This window comes from Paraburkholderia phymatum (genome assembly GCF_038900715.1).
GTDB lineage: Bacteria > Pseudomonadota > Gammaproteobacteria > Burkholderiales > Burkholderiaceae > Paraburkholderia > Paraburkholderia phymatum_A.
This window is the reverse complement of sequence record NZ_JAYMRZ010000036.1, coordinates 1-19,352: the sequence shown is the minus strand read 5'-3', so window position 1 is coordinate 19,352 and position 19,352 is coordinate 1. Positions and strand designations below refer to the sequence as shown.

The following is a 19,352-nucleotide window of genomic DNA, read 5'->3' as shown; positions in this document are numbered from 1 at the left end:
CGGCCGCCGCGCAGACAGCGTTGAACCACCGAGACAGCGCGGCCACGCACACCTATTGGCCGAAGAAGCCAACAATCTTTGGATGAGTCATGGAGCTATCTCACCACCCGGTCGGCGCCGCTGCCTTCGTGAACACCATCCGCGCTCGAACCGAAAGACCAGGCGTCGGTACAGCCGCGTGCTGTATCGAACTCGGAACATCGTCGAACGCTTCTTCAATCGCATCAAACATTTTCGTCGCGTTGCCACTCGTTACGACAAGCTTGCGGGAAACTACCTCGCCCTTACTTCGCTTGCCTGCGCCTTTGGACCCCTCGTGAGAATGTGAACAGAACTTGGCACCTTTTCATCATAAACAGTGTGCGACCGCGAGATGTTCAAGCGGCTCGCACATCCAGCACATTGAACGATTCGCCCTACGGACTTCGGATGGTGTTTGCACCCGACGGTCCATCAAGAGCGACGGATAGTGCATTCTTGACAGAATAGCTATGAAAGAAACAAATCGTCTTCCCGCTTTTGACCGATCGATTGCGACAAGTGAACAGGTGGCCGTGCTGGACGAGATCCTGAGCGGCCCGCGCGGCAATTTGGACGGCCCGTTCTTAAGCTGGATCCATAGTCCGGAATTCGCTCAACGCGCGCAACGGCTGGGCGCGTTTTGCCGCTATGACACAGGGTTACCGCTGCGTCTGTCCGAGCTGGCGATTCTCGTGACGGCGGCGCATTGGCGCTCGCAGGCAGAGTGGCACATTCACCATCCCATCGCCTTGAAAGCCGGACTTCCTGCCGAGGTTGCCGAGTCAATTCGATGCAACGAAACGCCAACGTTTGACGACCAGGATGATCGCCTGATCTACGACTTCGCCACGCAGTTGAATGAGACCCGTCGCGTCTCGAACGAGACGTACGCGCAAGCGCTGAATCGATTCGGCCATGTCGTCATCATCAATCTGACGGGATTGCTTGGGTACTACACGTTGGTCGCAATGACATTGAACGTGTTTGAGACTCGCACAGCTTCGCAGATTGATCTGCCGTTCCCAGAGTGATCAAGCCTCAAGGCCGATAGCTGCCCTGCCGACAATCAGCTCGCATGCCGCGTTTCCAGGAGAATCTACATGAACCACGCGTCCGTGAAATCCGCCGTCGATGCGCTCGAGCAACAGCGCTGCGACGCTACCGTGTCAGAAGACCTGCTCACGCTCGCCTCATTACTGGATGACGATCTGACCTTCGTCCATTCGTCCGGCTACGTTCACGACAAGCCGGAATATCTCACGTTCCTCAGCGACAAGGTCAAGACACATAAAATCGTGCGTGCCCAGTCTCTCGCGTACCGGTTCCTCCCCGAGCTAGTCATCACGACGGGCCAGCTTGAACAATGGTTGCAGCGCCGCAGTGACGGCTCGGAGATAAACATCCGTGCTCTCGTCACGCAGGTTTGGATCAAACGCGAGACCGGCTGGAAGCTCCTATACCTTCATTCAGGGCGCCTATCGGACTGAGTGCATTGGGCTCACGCCTTGGCTCCCGGAATCTCGGCGTACGCCATCCTCATAGGCTCGCCGTCTACGAAGGTCCGTTCGAAACCAGAGTGAAGCCACTCGGCAGACGCGTGCGATCGTCTCTTGATGGCGGGTTCGTCCCAATGCGGCAAATAGTCTCTTTATCGGATATTTGCATCACCATCCCCTCGCCCCACAAGGAGCCAACGTTGAATACACCAACAACACCCAGCGCCCCACTAGAGCGCCCCACGCCGCTACTAAGGTTGGTCACGCTGCGGATCATTCCCTTTCTGTTGCTTTGCTGGCTGATGGCGTTCATCGACCGCGTCAACATCGGTTTCGCGCAACTGCAGATCAAGCAAGACCTTGGATTCGGGGACGCCGTTTACGGACTTGGCGCGGGGATCTTTTTTATTGGCTACGTGCTGTTTGAAGTCCCGAGCAATATCTACCTTGAGAAAATTGGCGCGCGCGAAACATTTTCAAGGATCATGATCTGCTGGGGAGTGACATCGTCGCTGACCATGCTGATTCGGACACCCGAGCATTTTTACATCATGCGATTCCTGCTCGGCGCCTGTGAAGCGGGCTTCTTCCCCGGACTGGTGTTTTACCTCTCCTGCTGGTTCCCGGAAAGTTATCGGGCCCGCGTGATTTCATGGTTTTTCGTTACCTCGGCTTTTTCCGGAATCGTTGGCGGAATGATGTCCGGGACCATTATGCATTATCTCGACGGTGCATACGGATTGCGCGGGTGGCAATGGATGTTCATGATGGAAGGGATTCCCTCCATCATTCTTGGCATCGTCGCCATATTTTATCTCGACGACTCGATCGACAAGGCCAGGTGGCTCGATGCCGGGCAAAAGGTGGAACTCAAGGAACTGCTGCGCCCCGAGGTAAGCCGCAAGCCCGAGAAGATCCGGTTCCGGGATCTGTTCGGCGACCCGTATGTCTATATCCTGGCGATTGCTTACTTCACGTTGAATAGCGGCAATTTCGGTTTTGGATTCTGGCTGCCGACAATCTTGAAGGATTTCGGCATACGCGATCCCTTCATGATCGGCATGTGGAGCGCCGTCCCCTACGCGATCGGTAGCATCGGCATCGCGATCATCTCGGGCAGCTCCGATCGCCGCCAGGAACGTCGCTGGCACCTGCTAGCGTGCACTGTCTTCGGCGGCCTCGCGCTGGCATCGCTCACGCTGCACGTGCAGGCATTTTGGCTCGTCATCCTGCAACTGACCGTTGCCATCGCCTTCATGTATGGCAGCATGCCGCTTTTCTGGGCCGTTCCGTTCAAGGAATTGAACACTAAAGCTCTTGCCGGAAAGATCGCCTTGGTCAGTAGCCTGGGACAACTCGGGGGTTTTGCTGCGCCTTACGCTCTTGGCCTCATCAAGGCAGCAACCGGACGGCTCGACACGGGCCTCATCGGACTTGGGGCCTTGTTTGCTGCAGGCGGCGTCCTGGTATGGATAACCGCCAGGTCGCATCGGCAGGCAAGCGCGACGTTTCCGGCGCAATCGCTCGTCACTGCGGAAAATCCGGAAACTTGAGCGGGAAAGGCCTGTATCGCAGCAGAGTTTGCTGAAATTCACGATGCGCCAGCGGTTCCGCGTTGAAAAGCTTATTCAGCGCGGCATGGCGCCGATGGATAGTCTCAGACATTAAAAGTGCAAATGCCGTACGACCTACACTCCGACTAGCGGCCGGGTCGCACGGGATTATTTTCGTAAAGGTTGGGCGCTCGCGTCGTCGCCCCCGGTTGCTGCGTTGACCAACGCTCCACTACGGGGCGCATCGCACGATAAGCGTCACCCGACAACTCGCGCGCGAGCGCGCGTTCACGCGTCGCCTCCAGATCCGCGGGCGGCGGAAAGCGGTGGTCCCACGCACCCGCGTGCTGCACCTGCACCGGTACGCCGTGACCAACGAGGCCGGGCATGCGCCGAGCGCAGGCGATGAGACGCTCCAATTCGACGCCGGTTGCGGATCCCATTGCATCGAGCATATGGACGAGATCTTCGTTGCAGATATTGCCGCTCGCGCCTGGCGCGAAAGGACAGCCGCCAAGGCCGCCGAGTGACGCATCGAAATGGCGGATGCCTGCATCGTCATAACGATCAAGCCTCACACGCGCATCACATTGCGGACGGCCCACATGAGTCGCTGATATTGTTGATTTGCGCCGGAAACTGACCCACTTTCTAGCGGAAGTGGGTCAGTTTTATGCGCCTATCAACAATCCGTCCGACACCTTGAACACATCCACCGCGCGCTTGAGAAGCACGGCCTGTTCGCTCATCGACTGGGCGGCCGCCGTGGCCTGCTCGACGAGCGCCGCGTTTTGCTGCGTGACCTGGTCCATTTGGACCACCGCCGAATTTACTTGCTCGATGCCCTTGTGCTGTTCGTCCGAGGCGGCGGCGATCTCGCCCATCAGATCCGCCACGCGGCGCACGGCGGACACCACTTCGTTGATCGTCCGGCCGGCCTCGTCCACGTGTTCGGTGCCGGCGGTCACGTGATCCACCGACTCGTTGATGAGGTCCTTGATCTCCTTCGCGGCCGTGGCCGCGCGCTGCGCCAGGTTGCGCACTTCGCTCGCGACCACCGCGAAGCCGCGCCCCTGTTCGCCGGCCCGTGCGGCCTCCACGGCCGCGTTGAGTGCGAGAATATTGGTCTGGAATGCGATGGATTCGATCGTGGCGGTAATGTTGGCGACTTTCGTCGAGCTGTTCGAAATATCGCGCATCGTGTGAACCACGCGCCCCACCACCTCGCCGCCGCGCGCAGCGATTTCGGATGCGTGGGCCGCGAGCGTGTTGCCCTGTCTCGCGCTTTCGGTGTTGTGACGAACCGTCGACGTCAGCTGTATCATGTTCGCCGCGCTTTCTTCAAGTGACGCAGCTTGTTCTTCCGTTCGCGAACTGAGGTCCGTGTTGCCGGCAGCAATCTGCGCCGAACCCGTGGAAATGGTTTCCGCTCCCGTGCGAATCCGGGCAACCATGCTGGCCAGGCTGCTGTTCATCGCTTTCAGCGCCTGCATTAGCTGGCCGGTTTCGTCCGTGGTGGCCACTTCGATATGACTCGTGAGATCCCCGTCGGCCACGCGATTCGCCAGGGCCAGCGCACTACGGAGCGGCCCCGTGATGCGGCGTACCACAATACTGGACAAGACGATCGCGATGAGGAGCATCATGCCGAGCAGTCCGACCTGGACCAGCATCGCGCGATGCACGCGGTTCGAGCGGAGGTCGAGTTGTGCCTTAAGGCTGTCGAGCGCGCGGGCTTCGAGCGCAAAGAGCGGGTCCAACGCGCCCGTGAAGGTTTTGATGTAGTCGATTGCCGCGTAGTGGATCGCGTCGGCACTGACGATCTCTCGGGTCGCCAGATCAAGGGCCGCGCGAATCGACGTATTGGCGCGATCGAGCTCGTCCGCGAGCGCGGCACTGAGTTCGGGCTCCGCGTGAAAGGCCTTGTCGAAAGCCTTTCCCAGATCGTCGGCCTGATCCGATGCAGCGTTGGCCAGCGAGGCGAGCATGGCCCGTTCCGTCGGGCTCGCTTCTCCTCTGGCCAGTATTCCGGCGCCCCGGGACCGCGTGAGGCTCAGCGTTGCGGTGGCCTTCGGCAAGCTCACGAGCGCCGCCCGCACGAGATAGTGCATCCCCACCTCGGAATCGAGCGCGAGGCCGGTGTCGTCGAGCAGGAGATCGAGAATGGAGAGGTATTGTTCGATGATCTCCGTGTGGCGCACGGTGGATTCCTTGTCGCTGAGCTTGCGCGCGTCGACTGCCGCTGCAATCTCACGCCAGTTCGCGACCGCGCTTTCCCAGGTGCGCATCATGTCGGGACGGCGCGTTCGTGCTTTCAGATCCTGGTCGATGCGGGCGATGGCCTGGCCCACCGCTGCCCGCGTCGCTTCGCGACTCGCGGCGACGGTGTTGTTGCCGCCTAGCAGCGTGGCGGCTTGCGCCCGGTGCTGCAGCGTCAGCTGAATCAACGACAGGAGCGCGCGTGCGGACTCGAGGCCTGCCTGTTCGGTGCTGGCAGCGCTCACGGCGTTCAACGATGACTTGAGCTGGAGGTACGTTGGCACGCCTATGGTGGGCAGAATCAGGATCCCCAGCAGGAGAAGCTTTCGGGCGATAGGCAGGCGATCAATAAACGATATCAACAATTTCATGATTTCCGAGAGCAGGCGTTTCGAAAGCGGTCAGCGCGCAACGGCACGCCGAAACCGGTAGGGCGGATGCCAGGGGCGGGCAGTGTTTTATCCTTGCCGGCATACGCGTAGCCGGACGCGGGCGGCAGCGGCCCCTTGATCCGGCCGCCTTGCCCTGGCCGGTTGTCGGTGACGCGCGTGGTCCGTCCTGCCTTGACCTGCGCGAGCAAGTCGAAGGCTTTCTCATGCGGCACGTGCATGTCGTTGTGCCCCGATCGTTCCGTTCGCGCGCCACGCAGCGATCTCATTCATCGTGAACCCGGCGTCAAGCAGGATCTCGTCGTTGTGCTGCCCGAGCGTCGGCGGCCCGTGCGCGACCGACTGTGGCGCGCCGTCGACCTGAAACCCGCTGCGCGTGACCGTGATGCTGTCGCGCTCCGGATCGTCGATCAGCAGAGTCATCGTCAGTTCGCGGTGCGCCACCTGCGGCTGTGCGAGCGCCTGGGACACGTCCAGCACCTGTCCGGCAGGTACGCCGGCCTGGCTCAGGGGCGTTTCCCACGTGGGCGCGTCGTGCGCGGCGAGATGTCGTTCGAGCGCTTCCGTGAGCGCCGCGCGGTTCAGCCTGCGCGCCTCGCGCTGCGAAGCGCGGGTCGGAAACCAGTTCCGGTGCGCCGAGCAGCCCGCACAGTGCTTCGAACTGCTCCTGCTTGTTCGCGGCAATGTTAAATAGTCCTTCGCGGGTCCTGAAGGTGCCAGACGGACTCGCGGTGAAGTTGTCGTTGCCCATCGGCGTCGGGCTGCGCCTGGCGATCAGCTGGTTCGACACGATCCAGCCGATCGTGACGATGGCCGAGTCCAGCATCGACACGTCGATAAACCCGCCCGTGCCGTCGACCTGGCGCCGCACGAGCGCGTTCGAGATGGCGAGCGCGGCGGTGATGCCGCCGATCGTGTCGCACACCGGATAGCCCACGCGCAGGGGGCGGAATGCGCGTCGCCGGTCACGCTCACCACGCCGGAGCACCCCTGGATGATCTGGTCGTAGGCGGGCGCCGCCGCGAGTGGGCCGCTTTGCCCGAAGCCGCAGATCGCGCAGTAGACGAGGTCGTCGCGCACTTCGCGCAGCGCCTCATAACCGAGACCGAGCCGGTCCATCGCGCCGGGCCGAAAATTATCGAGCACGACGTCCGCGCTCGCCACGAGACGCCGGAAAATCGCGTCGCCGTCCTCGCTTTTCAGGTTCAGCGAGAGCGAGCGCTTGCCGGCGTTCTGCGCGAGAGAGGAGGTGCCCATGCCGCGCCGGTTCAGCGCGGCGTCGGCGCCGAGCAACGCGAGCTGATAGCCCGCGAACGGGCCGGCCAGCACGTTGGTCAGATCGAGCACGCGCACGCCCGTCAGTAGTTGGCTGCTCATGACTATCCCGACTAGATTTCGACTGTATTCGCGTTGTACGAATTTCACCGCTTCGACGCCGCCGTCTCGCCGGTTCCGGCACGTTGCGAAGGCGTCGTTTTTCAAGCGGGTGAAGTCAGGCGCGATGCGACTTAAGTGCGCGCTTTAGAACAGGTGACGAATGCCAGCCACGATCGCCGTCTGCTCCCCATTGCTCGAGGGTGCTAGCAGGTAGGTAACGGCTTTCGCGTTGGTGGCACGCTGATAGTTGGCAAAAACGTAGACGTTGGTACGCTTCGACAACAGATAGTCCACGCTGATCTGCCCCATGTTCCAGTGCGGGGCGGCGTCGATTCCACCACCGTATTGCCCCTTCGTGTAGACATAGGCCGCGCCCAGGACGATAAACGGCGTGAGATCGTAAGTCGCGTTGACGTCAAAGTTATCGAGATGCAGCGACGTCTGGTCGAGATAGTCGTACCGCACGTCCGTGACCATGCCGGTCAGGCGCAGCTGGCTAAAGGCATACTGCGCGGCGCCGCCGAACTCGCGCTGACGGCTCACGCCGACGTTCGGGTGGATCGGGCTGGTATGGAACAGCAGGAACGGCGGCCCGATGTAATCATCGGTGACCGCGCCGTTCGGGTTCTGCGTTGGGCCCGGATTATTCGTATTCAATCCGACTACCGCGAGCTTGAGCGGCCCGTTATCGTAGGAAACGCCCGCGCTCACCGAGCGATTCAGCGCCCACTGGCCGGGCGCGTTGCTCATCGCGTACATGATCGACCCACGCACGCCATCGACCGTCGGTGACTGGTACTTGATCGAGTTGTTATAGCGATAAGAACCGAACAGATTGTCGTTGTCGCCGATATGCGCGGCAAGGCCCAGCGAAGCAACAGGCGCTTCGAAACGGTCGAGATAATCGAAGGGGATGTCGTACTGGCGACCGAACGTCACCGTACCCCACGACCTGTCGCTAAGACCGACGAAGGCCTGGCGTCCGAACATGCGCCCGCCCTGCTGGAATTTGCCGTTGGTAATGTCAAAGCCGTTTTCGAGCACGAAGAGAGCATTGAGGCCGCCTCCCAGGTCTTCAACGCCGCGCAAGCCCCAACGGTTATTCTGCATGGTGCCTGAAATCATCTCGACGGCCGAGTGCCCGCCCACGTTACTCACCCAGCCCACCCCCGTGGAAAGAATGCCATAGAGTGAGACCGAACTCTGCGCGTGCGCGGTCGACGCGCCAAAGAGCAGGGCGGCGAGGGAAGCCAATGCTGCGCTCCGGCGCAGCACGGCGTTGGGTGACTTCGAATTCACATGCGTCTCCAATGCGTAGTTATAAGAGTGGACTGCAATACGAAAAGCGGATTGCCCGAAAGCAGTCGCGCGACGTGCCTGATAAACCGATCAATTTTCCACGTCTGGCACGACCTATAGCGACATTACTGTTGCGGCAGACAGAAATGCGCAGCGTCTAATACACGTGCCAGCACATCGTCTAGCTCCTGTGCCAAGCATTCGGCGGCAACCACATGGTCGGGACGAACGACAACCGCACCGACCGGCCTGGCGTCAAACCACGCTTGCAAGCTGGGCTCTCCACCCAAGTCACCGATCACCGTAACTCCCGCAGGGGCGTGACGACGCGCCCACGGCAGTTGTGCTTTAGGCACCACCTGAACAAGTCGTACGCGCAGATGCGCTAGCGCAGCGCAACGTTCGGCCGAAATAAAAGCCATCGGATTGTTGTTCCACATCAGGACGCGCCAACCCTGACCGGTGGCGTCGTCGAGCAGCATTTCGACGCCTTCAGCGTTGGTCACTCGTGGCTGCGGGAAGATGGCACCAGCCATGCGGGGCACATCGCGCGCCGGCAGCGTCTTGAAGCTCGGCAGCGGCCTGTGTACCACCACACCTTTGTCGAACTTGGGTTGAGGCTTGAAGGCCTGCCGCTTCTGTGCTTCGCGTTCCTCGGGTGTGCGGTTGGCAGCGATGCGGTCTCGTTCCGCAGCTTTCTCGGGGTCGTGATCCGTCATTTCCTTGGCCATGCCAAGTGAGACGGCGACCATCTGCTTGACGTGCCCCATTCGCTCCATCTCGTACGTTTCGAGCAGAGCATCGCCGCATGCGCCATTGATCACCGCACCAAGCTTCCAGCCCAGATTGAATGCGTCGCGGATGCCGGAGTTCCATCCCTGTCCACCGACCACCGGCATCACGTGCGCGGCATCGCCCGCGAGGAAGATGGAGCCAACCTTGAACTGTCCGGCCACACGCGCGTGGTGCCGATAGACCCGACGACGAATGATCTCCAGCTTGGTTGGGTCAGGCACATGCGGTGCCAGCAGCGCGTGGATATAGTCATCGTTTTCCACCACCGAAGGATCTTCGCTTTCGAACAGCGTGAATTCCCAACGACGGATCCCATGCGGCAGTGCGATGCTGGCATAGCTGCGTTTCGGGTCGCCGCCGAACACGGCGTGTGGCGTTCCAATGGGGTCGTTGGCAACGTCAATGACGATGCCAGCGGATGGTCGAGTTTCGCCGTCGAACGAAATACCCAGTTGCGTGCGAGTGCGCGAGGAACCGCCTTCTGCTGCGACTACGTAGCGTGCGCGCAGCTTCTCGCCACGCTCAGTCGTGGCCACCACCCCCTCGCCATCTTCGAGCAAATCGACGACCTCGGTACTGAACCGCACCGCTGTGTTCGGAAAACGCTTGAGCCCGTCAAGCAGCACCCTATCCACCAGCGGCTGTACAAATCCGTTGCGGCGGGGCCACCCAAACTCGCGAGTTGTCGGGTTGACTTCAGAAAGGATCTGTCGATCGCCGTTGACCATATAGATCTTCTGATCGGGGATGGTGTGAGGCAACACCTCATCCACAAGGCCAGCAGTCTGCATCGCCCGCAGGGCTTCGTCGTCGATGCCCACTGCGCGCGGGTAGTCGATCAGGGTCTCGCTCTTCTCGACGAGAAGAACATTAACTCCCTGCTGTCCAAGCAGGTTGGCTAGCATGAGGCCAACAGGCCCCGCACCGATGATGAGAACGTCCGCGGTTTTGCTCATGGGCGATTCCTTGTAGATAGAGCGGTCTTGACTTCGTTGATGTTGTCGCCGAACGCGCGATTCAACAAAACGAGGTCGATACCGAATGCGACATAGTCAACCAGTCCATCGGCCAACAACGCCGCGGTGTATGCAGATTTGCCTGAATAGATCCCGAGGGTCACGCCATGGGCCTGGGTGAGTTCGCGCAAGTGGACGATCGCGTCGCGAACAGGCCCGTCGTCCCAGTCACCACGCCCCGGCAGGCCATAGGAAACGGCAAGATCGGCAGGACCGATGTAGATCGAGTCCAGCCCCGGAGTGGAGATGATTTCCTCCGCGCGTTCGACGCCGATCCGGGTCTCGATCTGGGCAATGGTCGAGACGGCGAGGTTGCCTGCTTCGGCATACGAATCACCGATGTAGAGCCCTGGCCTCGACGGTCCCATGCTGCGATTACCAATGGGTAGATATTTGGTCGCAGCCACCAAGGCCTGTGCCTGCTCGCGCGACTCGATCGTGGGGGCAACGATGCCGCGCGCGCCGCTGTCAAGCAGGCGCAGGATCTGGCCGGGGTCAGTCGAGCCGACACGCGCCCAAGCGTAAGCGTTGTCGCGAGGAATCGAGCGCAGGATCCCACACGCGGCGTCGAGACCGAGTTCGCCATGTTGAAGATCGAGGATGACGCCGTGGTAGCCGGCAACCTTCGCCCATTCCGGAATGGCGAACGAAGGCAGTGTCTGATGCACCAATATCTTGGGCCCGCTCGCGAGATCTGCTGTTTTCATGGCTTGCTCTCAAGTTCTGTGAGCCGCGCCGCATGCGCAGCAGCAGCGTTGCCTCCGAAGACTGGCACGATCTCACGGCGGGCGAATCGCCACTGACCTTCAACCTTGCGATACCGCTCACGGAACTCACCCACAGAAGCGGGCTGTGTCTGCGGCTCGTTGGTGTCGCGGAACGTCAGATACTGCACGGTGCCGGCCACTTCATCGCCGTCCCAGACCAACCGCACTCCACCAATGAAATGGCGGCTGACGATGTCGGCTTGCTTCACCCGCTTGGCACCCCAAGCCTTGCTCTGCTCGCGATTCATCGTGCCCAAGGGGCCGACTGAGACACCGTCTTCGGTATAGAGCTCCCACGCGGTATCGGCCTGGTTGTGATCCAGGCGGTAAAGCATCTCGGAAATGAGCTGCTCAATCTCGACGCGGGTGACTGCATCAACGGGGCAATAGTTACTCATGGTGTAGCTCTCTCTCTAAACTCATGCCTTCGAATCGACACTCGCGACCACGCGGCCGAGACCGGTAATGGTGGCAACACACTCGACATCCACTGGCCAAGGCTCGATGTAGCCGATCGATCCCGAGAGCAGCACCTCGCCAGCTCTCAACGGCTGCCCCGTGCGGATGGATGTGTCGGCCAGCCAGAGCACGGCGTTGATCGGGTCGCCAAGTACATTGCTTCCGACGCCGCGCGTAATCTCCTTGCCGCCCCCGGTAATCACCATTTCGACCGCTTTGAGATCTACCGAGCCATGGGGATGCTTTTCCTCGCCTACCACGATGCCACTGCATCCGGCGTTGTCGGCGATGGTGTCCACAATCTGCCCCACGCTGCCGTCGTAGCGGAAATCAACGACCTCGAACGCTGGTGTCACGTAGTCAATGGCCGCCGCCACTCGCTCGAGCGTGGCATCGAAAATATCGCTCTTGAGCACAAATGCGACTTCGGCTTCGATTAGCAATCGGTTGTAGCGCGACTTGGGCAACACCGCACCCGACTGGAAAACCATGTCGTCGTGGATGACTCCGTAGTCAGGTTCACTAATGCCGACGCGCTTTTGCACGTTCGGATTGGTCAGTCCCACTTTTCGACCTACCCTGCGCACGCCCAGATTCCGTTCGCGCAGTGCGGCGAACTCAGCCGAGATTGCATAGGCCGCGTCAAGGTCGCGCTCAGGCAATCGCGGGCTGACGTAAGGAACGGTATAGACACCAACGCGGGCGTCGTAGAGCTCACGAGCGATGCTATGGATAGTTTCAGAGGGGATGGTCATAGTGGTCATGTTCTGGCTAGCTCTGGCGGTGCTGTTTGTCGAGGAATGAGACGGCCGCCGCATTGAACACCTCCGCACCTTCCCACTGGGGCCAGTGCGCAGCGCCCTCAACAAGCAGAAACTCGCCTTGAGGAATAAGCGCAGCCAAGCGCCGGCCTTCTGAAGCGTCGCCAGTGGGTTCATGGTCTGTCCAGACAAAGAGCGCTGGCACGGGGATGGCCGCGAAATCCTGATCTGTGACACGGTTGTTCCAACGCTGTTCCGGCTGACGCAACACCGAGATATGAGCCATGTTTGCCCCGCTCGGATCCCGGCTGTATATAGCTTGGCGAACGCGCACTAACTCTTCCGTTATCTTCTGTGGGTCGTGGATCACGACCTGAAGGCGCTTTTTGACGTTCTCGAACGTCGGCTCGGTGACCGCTTGCTTGCTCACTGATTGCGCCTTGTCTACCTTCTGCTCGCCAACCACGCGGCCGCCGGGCGCACTCAGAATCACGCTCAGCAAACGATTAGAGTGGTGGGCAGCAAACTTGACCGCGATCCATCCCCCGAGTGACTCCCCGGCAAGATGGACACGCTTGAGATTGAGCACATCCAGCAGCCCTAGCAAGTGCGACTCGTACTCGGGGATTTCCAAGTCGTGATCGGTCAAGGTTGTGTACCCATGACCTGGATAGTCGTAACCGATGACACGGTAGCCAGCCTGAACCAGCGCACGCACGTTCTGCGTCCAGGCCTCAATGTGGCCACTGGTGCCATTGGCAAGCACTACGACCCTGTCACCTTCGCCGAGGTCGAGCACACGCGTGCGCCACGGCCCGACGTCAACGTAATGCAGACGATGCGGAAGATCGGACACTGCTTCCCAGAAGGTCACAAGACGGTTCATGCTGCACATCCCGCCTGAACGGCAAAACCGGCGCCCCAGCTCTTGACGGCCCAATAACGGTCGACAGACAGCTTGTATTTACCAGCCGTTGAGAGCGCGGCATAAGCCGCTATCCAGCTGCGCATCTCATGTGCAGCTGAGCCACCATCAATGACGAACTGGTCGTTGTCCCACGTATCAACCGGTGACAAATCACCCGATCGGAAGGTGTCAAGCAGCAAGGTATCCCAAGCCTCGTTCAGCGGGGCACTCGAACCCTTGCCATCCGCAATCCTCTGGATCGCATCCACGATGGCCTGTTCACGTGTGCGGCGCTCTTCGCGCGTGGGGGCATAGGAAACCAAACGTGCTTTCAGTTCGGGAGGAGCCCCCTCCCAACGCGGAATTGGCGGGGAATGCGAAATGCCCCCCGAGGCGATGAAGAGCACGCGCTTTCCAAGCTGTAGCGCAGCTTTGCCAAACGCCTCACCCATCTCGCGCACACGCTTCATCGGTGTCAACGGAAAGGCAATTGCGTTGACGAACACCGGGACGATGGGCCGCGTATGACTCTTGCCAAACAAGAAGTCCACGGGCTGCATGACGCCATGATCAACCGTCATTCGCTCCGATCGCGCGATGTCGATGCCCTGATTCAGCACTGCGGCATGCAGCTGGCGCGCGGTCTCGCCATCAACATTGATGAAGCCCTCGGTCGTGCCGTAGTCGCCGATTCCCTCAGCCTGCGCACCGATCACCCACGGGGCGATGGACGAATACAGCTGGCCATTGAAGTGATCGGGCCCGAAGACGACGACGACCTCGGGGGCGAAACGCTCAACGAAGGCGCGAACCTGCTGGATGCCGGCCATGATTTCAGCAAGCGTGGTACCGCCTGGATCGACGTTACCGAAAGACGGCGCATGGGATAGAGCTGCGACAGCGAATGACATGTGTATTCCTTTTCGAGGCGACCTGAAGGGCAGCCCTCTTGTTAGTAGGCTTGCTGACTGTGGTCGGCCTGCTTGCCACCAGATCTCGCAGCCAAGGTTGCGCGCTCACGTGATGCCGAGCGCTTAAGCCCAACGTGCAGTACCAAAAGGCCGAGGGCTGCGATCAACATCGGAAGTGAAAACAGTGTGAAGGCCGTACCCATGTTCATGCCACCATCGAAGCTCATACCGCCAAGGATGGGCGCCGCGATGCCGCCAAAGCGACCCATGCCGATGACCACCCCGTAGCCCGTTGAGCGGGCCAACGTTGGATACAGGAGCGGAACGATCCCGTAAAAACCCGCCGTTCCGGCACAGACGAAGAACGACGCGATGAACACCGTCCACATCGCACCGGGCATCGCCGGGCCGGCGATGCCGAAGTACGACATGGCCGCCGTGGCCATCACCAGGAAAATGGGCGTCAAGATGCGCAAGTTGATGCGGTTGCCGATGAAGCCGAAGACGAGGCTCCCGGCGATCCCACCCAAGCTGAATGCAACAACGAGCTGGGGAGCCAGCGACGGCTTGTGGTTCATGCTGGCCACCGTGGCGGGCGCCCAGTTGGTCAGGAAGTAGAAGCTCACCATGTAGGCAACGTAGGACAAGATCATCAGCACCGTCTGCCAGAGCAACGGGGCGCTGGCAATGGTGCGCAACGCTCCGGTCACCTTGACATCGGGATTCGAAGACTCCGGCAACGCGGTCAGCGTGGGCTGCCGCATCTTCGCGAGGATCCTGTTCAGTTGCAGCAGCGCGTCGTGACGACGCCCCTCGGCCAACCAGGCGAGCGACTCCGGCAGCAAAAAGTAGGTCCCGAACGCGGCCAGCACGCTGAGGACGAACCCGACCCACCAGCCGAATTGCCACCCATGGGTGGCCAGCATCGGCCCGACAAGCATGGCGCCGAGCAATCCGCCGATATTGATCGCGGCCGCGTAGATCGCCATCACCAGCGGATAGACGCGCTTGGCGGTGTATTCAGACAGGATCACGCCGACCACAGCGACAAGGGCACCAATGCCGACGCCGGTGATGATGCGGCTGATGACCAACAGCATGATTCCACGGTCGACTGAAGCGAACGGGCCAATCAACATCCCGATCCCGATCACGCACGTCGCGAGCACACCCGTCAGGCGGCGCCCCATTCGGTCGGCAATGGGTGCGACGACGATCGAGCCGATCAACATCCCGATGAGGGCGCCCGACAGCACCATCCCCAACTGCGTCTTTGAAACGCCAAAGCCCCGCTCAATGAACGGCGCAGCGAATGCCGCCAGTGTCAAGTCGTAACCATCGAGCACGACGAGCACGATCGACACCAAGACGACGCGCAGCTGCAATCTGGTCATGGGCGAATCTGCGATGCGATCGGAAATTTTCATAAAACGCCGTCTCTTTTGTATAATTGGTTCCGCAAGTATATCTCAACAGTTGAGAAAAAAGTCATTTCCGGCGTTAGCGTATTCCCGGAGCCGCAGTTAGCACCACACACTTGAAGGAGTCAGCGCATGGCCGAGATTGGAGATAGCCCAGAAGGCACGGAAAAGCAAAAGGTAGGCATTGTTGTCGCAGGAGGTTCCGGCATTGGTGCAGCCTGCGTGCGTGAGCTTGCGGCCTGCGGCTGGCGTGTCGTGGCCCTGTCTCCGTCCGGCCGCGGTCGCATGCTCGCCGAGTCACTGGGCGGTGCTGGCGTTGATGGCTCCAACACCAACATCGCGGACCTGCGCGCGACAGTTGATCTCGCAATCGAAAAGTTCGGTCGCATTGACGCGGTGATCAACAACAGTGGCCACGCCGCACGCGGGACGCTGCTCGACCTCAGCGATGACGACTGGCTGCACGGTGTGGATCTGTACTTGTTGAGCGTCGTTCGCATGGCTCGCATCGCTACCCCGCACCTTCTTGCGTCGGGCGGTGGCGCGATCGTCAACATCTCCACAGCCGGGGCTTTCGAACCCAACCGGATGTTCCCTATCTCGACAACGCTGCGCGCCGCGCTGGGTTCGTTCACCAAGCTCTATGCCGATGAGTACGGGCCGCAAGGCATCCGCATGAACAACGTCCTCCCCGGATTTACAAAGGACGATCCCGCAGCAGTGCCGCCCGAATGGACCAGCAAGATCCCCTTGCGCCGCGCTCAAAGTACCGCCGAATTGGCCCGGGTCGTACGCTTTCTCGCGAGTGACGAGTCCTCGTACATCACCGGGCAGAACCTGCGCGCCGACGGCGGGGAAACCCGCTCGGTCTGACGCAACACCAATCATTTAGTCTTCCCAACTGCTACGCTACGCTTCACTCCCGCCTCAACACTTGCGCAGGTTGCGCTGCGCAAGTGTTGCTCAAGTGTTTGTGGGGCCCTTGCCGCCGGCGCTCATGCACAGATCGGGGAATCTGCGCCGCGTGCCTGCAGCAATTGCTCCAGCTCGCGGTCTGTCGCAGCGCCCCCCGCGACATAGCGGTCGGGGCGTACCAACGCGGCAACGATGCCCGACGCCTCCATCCAATTCGTCAGCGAAGGCTCGGTGACCACGACGATGGGCACACGGTCCTTGACCAGAGCCTTCACTGCACCTAGCGCGACGGGAGATACAAACAACGAATAGGCGTAGCCCGTGTCATCGTCTGTGCGCGATCCGTCGGCGCGAACCGCCTGCGGGATCATGCGTCCGCCAAGGGAGCCTCCCACATGAGCGCCAGGGCCGAGCGACGGTTGCGGAGTCGAAAACAATTCAGGCTGTGCAAACTCCTTGTCGCGCCGCCGCACGACATCGGGGTCGGTAGTTTGGATGATGCGCCCCAGGCGCACCGCTGTTGAGATGAACTCACGCACATGGGGCTCGCGCTCGGATTCATAAGTGTTCAACAAGTCTTCACCTGCCTCGCCGCGAATCACTGCCGCCAACTTCCACGCGAGGTTGGAAGCATCGCGGATACCCGCACACATGCCTTGCCCCATGAACGGCGGCGTCAGATGGGCAGCATCGCCCGCCAGCAGCAGGCGGCCTTTTCGCCACCCGCGCGCGACAACAGCGCGAAAGGTATAGAGCGCGGGGCGCTCCAGCGTAGCCTCTTGTGGCGTGACCCAGCGTGACAGCAGTTTCCAGATGGATTCCGGCTGCGTAATGGTCGCTGGATCGTCGCCCGGCACCAGCATCAGCTCCCAGCGCCGGCGCATGCCAACGCCGCGCACGTAAGTTCCCGGGCGCGATGGATCGCAATACTGGATGCTGTAGTCGCCCAAATCGGGGCGCTCATGATTCAGAACCACGTCCACCACGATCCATTGTTCGTGTTGCTGCAAATCGTCCATACGCGCTCCGATGAGTCCACGCATGATGGATCGCGCCCCATCGCAACCGACGACGTAGCGTGCTTTCTCTTGCAACGCTTCGCCGGTGGAAAGATCCTTGATGCGTAGATCGACGCCGTCTGACGCAACCGTGCAATCGAGCATCTCGTGCTTCACGCGAATGTCCGCACCGGCGTGCTCGGCCAGTTTTTGCCGCAGCGTTTGTTCCAGCCAGGGCTGGTGACAACGGTAGCTGGCATACCAGCCCATGGGCCCGATTTCCAAGTCGCGCGACCAATCAATCAGCAGCCGCCCGTCGGAGTCAATGAACTTCATGCCCGGCGATGGACGCACCTGGGATTTCAAGGCATCGGCAACGCCGATGCTCTGGAACACACGCATGCACTCACCATCGAAATGCACTGCACGCGGCAGGGGATAGATGCCCGCTTCGCGGTCGATCGCCAGCACCCGAAGGCCTTGCTGTGCGAGCAGGGTTGCCAGCGTTACCCCCGTGGGGCCGAGACCGATGATCGCAACGTCGTGCATAAATTCTTCTTTCGATAGAGCTTTGCTCTGGTTTGCCTGATGGCGATGTCCCGGATCGCCTCGTCCTTTTTTTGGAAGCCATTGAGTTGATTCGGGCTCCCGCAGATCACGTCTGCGCGACCTTGAGACGGCTAGTTCTGAGCTCTGTTCAGGACAGGAGGCCATGCGATGGGCACGCAGCCCACCATGCATCGGTATAGGGTCTGCATGCCGGTCTGTGAATGACCCTGAACATGAAAGAAGCCAAGGCTGATGCTCAATTCGTACGGAGCCGAATCACTGCTCGTCAGCAATCGGATTGCGCAGCACGCCGATGCGCTCCACCTCAATCTCCACCACGTCGCCCGCCTTCATCCAGACTGGCGGTTGGCGTCGTGCACCGACGCCTCCCGGCGTACCTGTGACGATGACGTCGCCCGCTTCAAGCGGTGCAATGGTGGACACGTAAGCAATCTGCTTGGCGATGCTGTGAATCATCATGTCGGTGGTGGTGTTCTGCATCTCTTGTCCATTAAGGCGCGTCACCATCTTCAGGCGCGTGTCAAACGGAATTTCATCTGCGGTCACCATCCAGGGGCCAAATCCGCCGGTGCGCCAAAAGTTCTTGCCCGGAATCCACTGCGAGGTATGGCGCTGCCAGTCGCGCACGCTGCCATCGTTGTAGCAGGCATAACCCGCGATGTGCTGGGCCGCATCTGCCGGGGCGATGCGACGCCCGCCCTTGCCGATGACAACAGCAATTTCCGCCTCAAAGTCGAGCTGCGTCGATTCCTTGGGCCGCACGATGGCCTGCTCATGACCGACTTGGGAACTTGCCACGCGCAAGAAGAAGGTCGGCTGTTCAGTGACTTCGCGGTTGGTTTCCTGAACGTGCTCGTGGTAGTTCAGACCGCAGCACCAGATCTTGCCGGGGTCGGGAATCACCGGCAGCAGCGTCACGTCCGACATCTGGAAATCTGCCTGGCGCCCCGATACCAGCTCGGCAGCCTCACCCACGGCATCTGCAGCCAGCAAATCCTTCAGGCTGACATACCGCCCGTTGAACGCCTGACCCAGGTCCACGATGCCTGCATCGATCACCGCACCAAAACCTGCACGGCCTTGCCATTCGAAGCTCACCAGTTTCATTTAATGTCCTTCAATAAAAGTTAATATATCTCATTATTCGAGATTTATGTTCGATCGTCAAGCCATGCAGGATTCGAATGCAAGCCTCAACCATCCCCAGGCAAGCTGGCGAAGCACTTCGTTTCGGTCGGCGCGTGGTGCCTGACAGGCGCTGGAAGTTGATCCCACGAGAGTCGCAAGACAAGATCTCAGAAGATGCATAGATTGAGGTTGACCCGGTTCGACGGACAGATTTGCAGTCAGCAATTTGATGTGATCTGGCCTCCGTTAAGCGTTGAGTCGCGGGTTGTCCACGGGCGGGCGGCGGGTCGCCCCTCACGACCATGACGCT

The 19,352-nt window shown here is 60.5% G+C and carries 17 protein-coding genes and 2 pseudogenes; 5 read left to right on the top strand and 14 right to left on the bottom strand.

The genetic code is table 11. The features are described from left to right. Positions 1 to 82 precede the first annotated feature (82 nt). From VSR68_RS39125 to VSR68_RS39110, 4 genes are all read left to right on the top strand, one after another. Positions 83 to 328, top strand: a complete 246-nt coding sequence (locus VSR68_RS39125; RefSeq protein ID WP_342944906.1) for a transposase — start codon at positions 83 to 85, stop codon at positions 326 to 328. A gap of 163 nt (positions 329 to 491) precedes the next feature. Next, a complete protein-coding gene (locus VSR68_RS39120) occupies positions 492 to 1,052 on the top strand; it encodes a carboxymuconolactone decarboxylase family protein (protein ID WP_013093496.1) in 561 nt (186 codons plus the stop codon). 69 nt (positions 1,053 to 1,121) lie between these two features. Beyond that, positions 1,122 to 1,508 carry a nuclear transport factor 2 family protein gene (locus tag VSR68_RS39115; protein ID WP_342944867.1) on the top strand — a complete coding sequence of 129 codons (387 nt, stop codon included), beginning with the start codon at positions 1,122 to 1,124 and terminating at the stop codon, positions 1,506 to 1,508. 209 nt (positions 1,509 to 1,717) lie between these two features. Next, the gene (locus VSR68_RS39110) at positions 1,718 to 3,070 is read left to right on the top strand and encodes an MFS transporter (protein ID WP_342944866.1); all 1,353 of its coding nucleotides are present in this window, start codon (positions 1,718 to 1,720) and stop codon (positions 3,068 to 3,070) included. Positions 3,071 to 3,294: 224 nt separating this feature from the next. Here VSR68_RS39110 and VSR68_RS42955 read toward each other — a convergent pair. The 12 genes and pseudogenes from VSR68_RS42955 to VSR68_RS39050 form a co-directional block, all read right to left on the bottom strand. After that, a pseudogene (locus VSR68_RS42955) lies at positions 3,295 to 3,627 on the bottom strand (hydroxymethylglutaryl-CoA lyase); the annotation flags it as partial. A gap of 114 nt (positions 3,628 to 3,741) precedes the next feature. Continuing rightward, complete coding sequence (locus tag VSR68_RS39100; protein WP_342944864.1) at positions 3,742 to 5,700, bottom strand: methyl-accepting chemotaxis protein; 1,959 nt, start codon at positions 5,698 to 5,700, stop codon at positions 3,742 to 3,744. After that, a complete protein-coding gene (locus tag VSR68_RS39095; protein ID WP_342944863.1) occupies positions 5,697 to 5,939 on the bottom strand; it encodes a hypothetical protein in 243 nt (80 codons plus the stop codon). The genes VSR68_RS39100 and VSR68_RS39095 overlap by 4 nt, the downstream gene beginning before the upstream one ends. Then, positions 5,923 to 7,095, bottom strand: a pseudogene (locus VSR68_RS39090) (CaiB/BaiF CoA transferase family protein). Before VSR68_RS39090 ends, VSR68_RS39095 begins: the two are co-directional and overlap by 17 nt. A gap of 144 nt (positions 7,096 to 7,239) precedes the next feature. Continuing rightward, positions 7,240 to 8,394 (bottom strand): porin, encoded by a 1,155-nt coding sequence (locus VSR68_RS39085; RefSeq protein ID WP_342944862.1) that lies wholly within the window; start codon positions 8,392 to 8,394, stop codon positions 7,240 to 7,242. Positions 8,395 to 8,519: 125 nt separating this feature from the next. After that, positions 8,520 to 10,145 carry a bifunctional 3-(3-hydroxy-phenyl)propionate/3-hydroxycinnamic acid hydroxylase gene (locus VSR68_RS39080; RefSeq protein ID WP_342944861.1) on the bottom strand — a complete coding sequence of 542 codons (1,626 nt, stop codon included), beginning with the start codon at positions 10,143 to 10,145 and terminating at the stop codon, positions 8,520 to 8,522. Continuing rightward, entirely contained in the window at positions 10,142 to 10,912 is a 771-nt protein-coding gene (locus VSR68_RS39075; RefSeq protein WP_342944860.1) for an HpcH/HpaI aldolase family protein, read from the bottom strand. Before VSR68_RS39075 ends, VSR68_RS39080 begins: the two co-directional genes overlap by 4 nt. Next, positions 10,909 to 11,370 carry a nuclear transport factor 2 family protein gene (locus VSR68_RS39070; protein ID WP_342944859.1) on the bottom strand — a complete coding sequence of 154 codons (462 nt, stop codon included), beginning with the start codon at positions 11,368 to 11,370 and terminating at the stop codon, positions 10,909 to 10,911. The genes VSR68_RS39075 and VSR68_RS39070 overlap by 4 nt, the downstream gene beginning before the upstream one ends. A 21-nt stretch (positions 11,371 to 11,391) precedes the next feature. Then, entirely contained in the window at positions 11,392 to 12,195 is an 804-nt protein-coding gene (locus tag VSR68_RS39065) for a 2-keto-4-pentenoate hydratase (protein WP_342944858.1), read from the bottom strand. A 7-nt stretch (positions 12,196 to 12,202) separates the two neighbouring features. Then, positions 12,203 to 13,078: an alpha/beta hydrolase gene (locus VSR68_RS39060; protein ID WP_342944857.1), complete on the bottom strand. Its 876-nt coding sequence runs from the start codon at positions 13,076 to 13,078 to the stop codon at positions 12,203 to 12,205. Then, positions 13,075 to 14,010: a 3-carboxyethylcatechol 2,3-dioxygenase gene (locus VSR68_RS39055; protein ID WP_342944856.1), complete on the bottom strand. Its 936-nt coding sequence runs from the start codon at positions 14,008 to 14,010 to the stop codon at positions 13,075 to 13,077. Before VSR68_RS39055 ends, VSR68_RS39060 begins: the two co-directional genes overlap by 4 nt. A 41-nt stretch (positions 14,011 to 14,051) precedes the next feature. Beyond that, the gene (locus VSR68_RS39050) at positions 14,052 to 15,437 is read right to left on the bottom strand and encodes an MFS transporter (protein ID WP_342944855.1); all 1,386 of its coding nucleotides are present in this window, start codon (positions 15,435 to 15,437) and stop codon (positions 14,052 to 14,054) included. A 126-nt stretch (positions 15,438 to 15,563) separates the two neighbouring features. On the opposite strand from VSR68_RS39050, the gene VSR68_RS39045 reads away from it, so the two are divergent. Then, positions 15,564 to 16,304, top strand: a complete 741-nt coding sequence (locus VSR68_RS39045) for an SDR family oxidoreductase (RefSeq protein ID WP_342944854.1) — start codon at positions 15,564 to 15,566, stop codon at positions 16,302 to 16,304. A gap of 122 nt (positions 16,305 to 16,426) precedes the next feature. On the opposite strand, the gene VSR68_RS39040 is transcribed toward VSR68_RS39045, so the two are convergent. Together VSR68_RS39040 and VSR68_RS39035 are read right to left on the bottom strand one after the other, a co-directional pair. Continuing rightward, positions 16,427 to 17,893: a bifunctional 3-(3-hydroxy-phenyl)propionate/3-hydroxycinnamic acid hydroxylase gene (locus tag VSR68_RS39040; RefSeq protein ID WP_342944853.1), complete on the bottom strand. Its 1,467-nt coding sequence runs from the start codon at positions 17,891 to 17,893 to the stop codon at positions 16,427 to 16,429. A gap of 276 nt (positions 17,894 to 18,169) precedes the next feature. After that, positions 18,170 to 19,021 carry a fumarylacetoacetate hydrolase family protein gene (locus tag VSR68_RS39035; protein WP_342944852.1) on the bottom strand — a complete coding sequence of 284 codons (852 nt, stop codon included), beginning with the start codon at positions 19,019 to 19,021 and terminating at the stop codon, positions 18,170 to 18,172. Between the last annotated feature and the right edge of the window lie 331 nt (positions 19,022 to 19,352).

Coding starts and splice junctions, on each gene's coding strand:
- VSR68_RS39040 (WP_342944853.1), bottom strand. CDS start 17,893: ATGCACGACGTTGCGATCATCGGTCTCGGCCCCACGGGGGTAACGCTG.
- VSR68_RS39050 (WP_342944855.1), bottom strand. CDS start 15,437: ATGAAAATTTCCGATCGCATCGCAGATTCGCCCATGACCAGATTGCAG.
- VSR68_RS39065 (WP_342944858.1), bottom strand. CDS start 12,195: ATGACCACTATGACCATCCCCTCTGAAACTATCCATAGCATCGCTCGT.
- VSR68_RS39115 (WP_342944867.1), top strand. CDS start 1,122: ATGAACCACGCGTCCGTGAAATCCGCCGTCGATGCGCTCGAGCAACAG.
- VSR68_RS39100 (WP_342944864.1), bottom strand. CDS start 5,700: ATGAAATTGTTGATATCGTTTATTGATCGCCTGCCTATCGCCCGAAAG.
- VSR68_RS39055 (WP_342944856.1), bottom strand. CDS start 14,010: ATGTCATTCGCTGTCGCAGCTCTATCCCATGCGCCGTCTTTCGGTAAC.
- VSR68_RS39035 (WP_342944852.1), bottom strand. CDS start 19,021: ATGAAACTGGTGAGCTTCGAATGGCAAGGCCGTGCAGGTTTTGGTGCG.
- VSR68_RS39120 (WP_013093496.1), top strand. CDS start 492: ATGAAAGAAACAAATCGTCTTCCCGCTTTTGACCGATCGATTGCGACA.
- VSR68_RS39095 (WP_342944863.1), bottom strand. CDS start 5,939: ATGCACGTGCCGCATGAGAAAGCCTTCGACTTGCTCGCGCAGGTCAAG.
- VSR68_RS39075 (WP_342944860.1), bottom strand. CDS start 10,912: ATGAAAACAGCAGATCTCGCGAGCGGGCCCAAGATATTGGTGCATCAG.
- VSR68_RS39045 (WP_342944854.1), top strand. CDS start 15,564: ATGGCCGAGATTGGAGATAGCCCAGAAGGCACGGAAAAGCAAAAGGTA.
- VSR68_RS39070 (WP_342944859.1), bottom strand. CDS start 11,370: ATGAGTAACTATTGCCCCGTTGATGCAGTCACCCGCGTCGAGATTGAG.
- VSR68_RS39125 (WP_342944906.1), top strand. CDS start 83: ATGAGTCATGGAGCTATCTCACCACCCGGTCGGCGCCGCTGCCTTCGT.
- VSR68_RS39080 (WP_342944861.1), bottom strand. CDS start 10,145: ATGAGCAAAACCGCGGACGTTCTCATCATCGGTGCGGGGCCTGTTGGC.
- VSR68_RS39060 (WP_342944857.1), bottom strand. CDS start 13,078: ATGAACCGTCTTGTGACCTTCTGGGAAGCAGTGTCCGATCTTCCGCAT.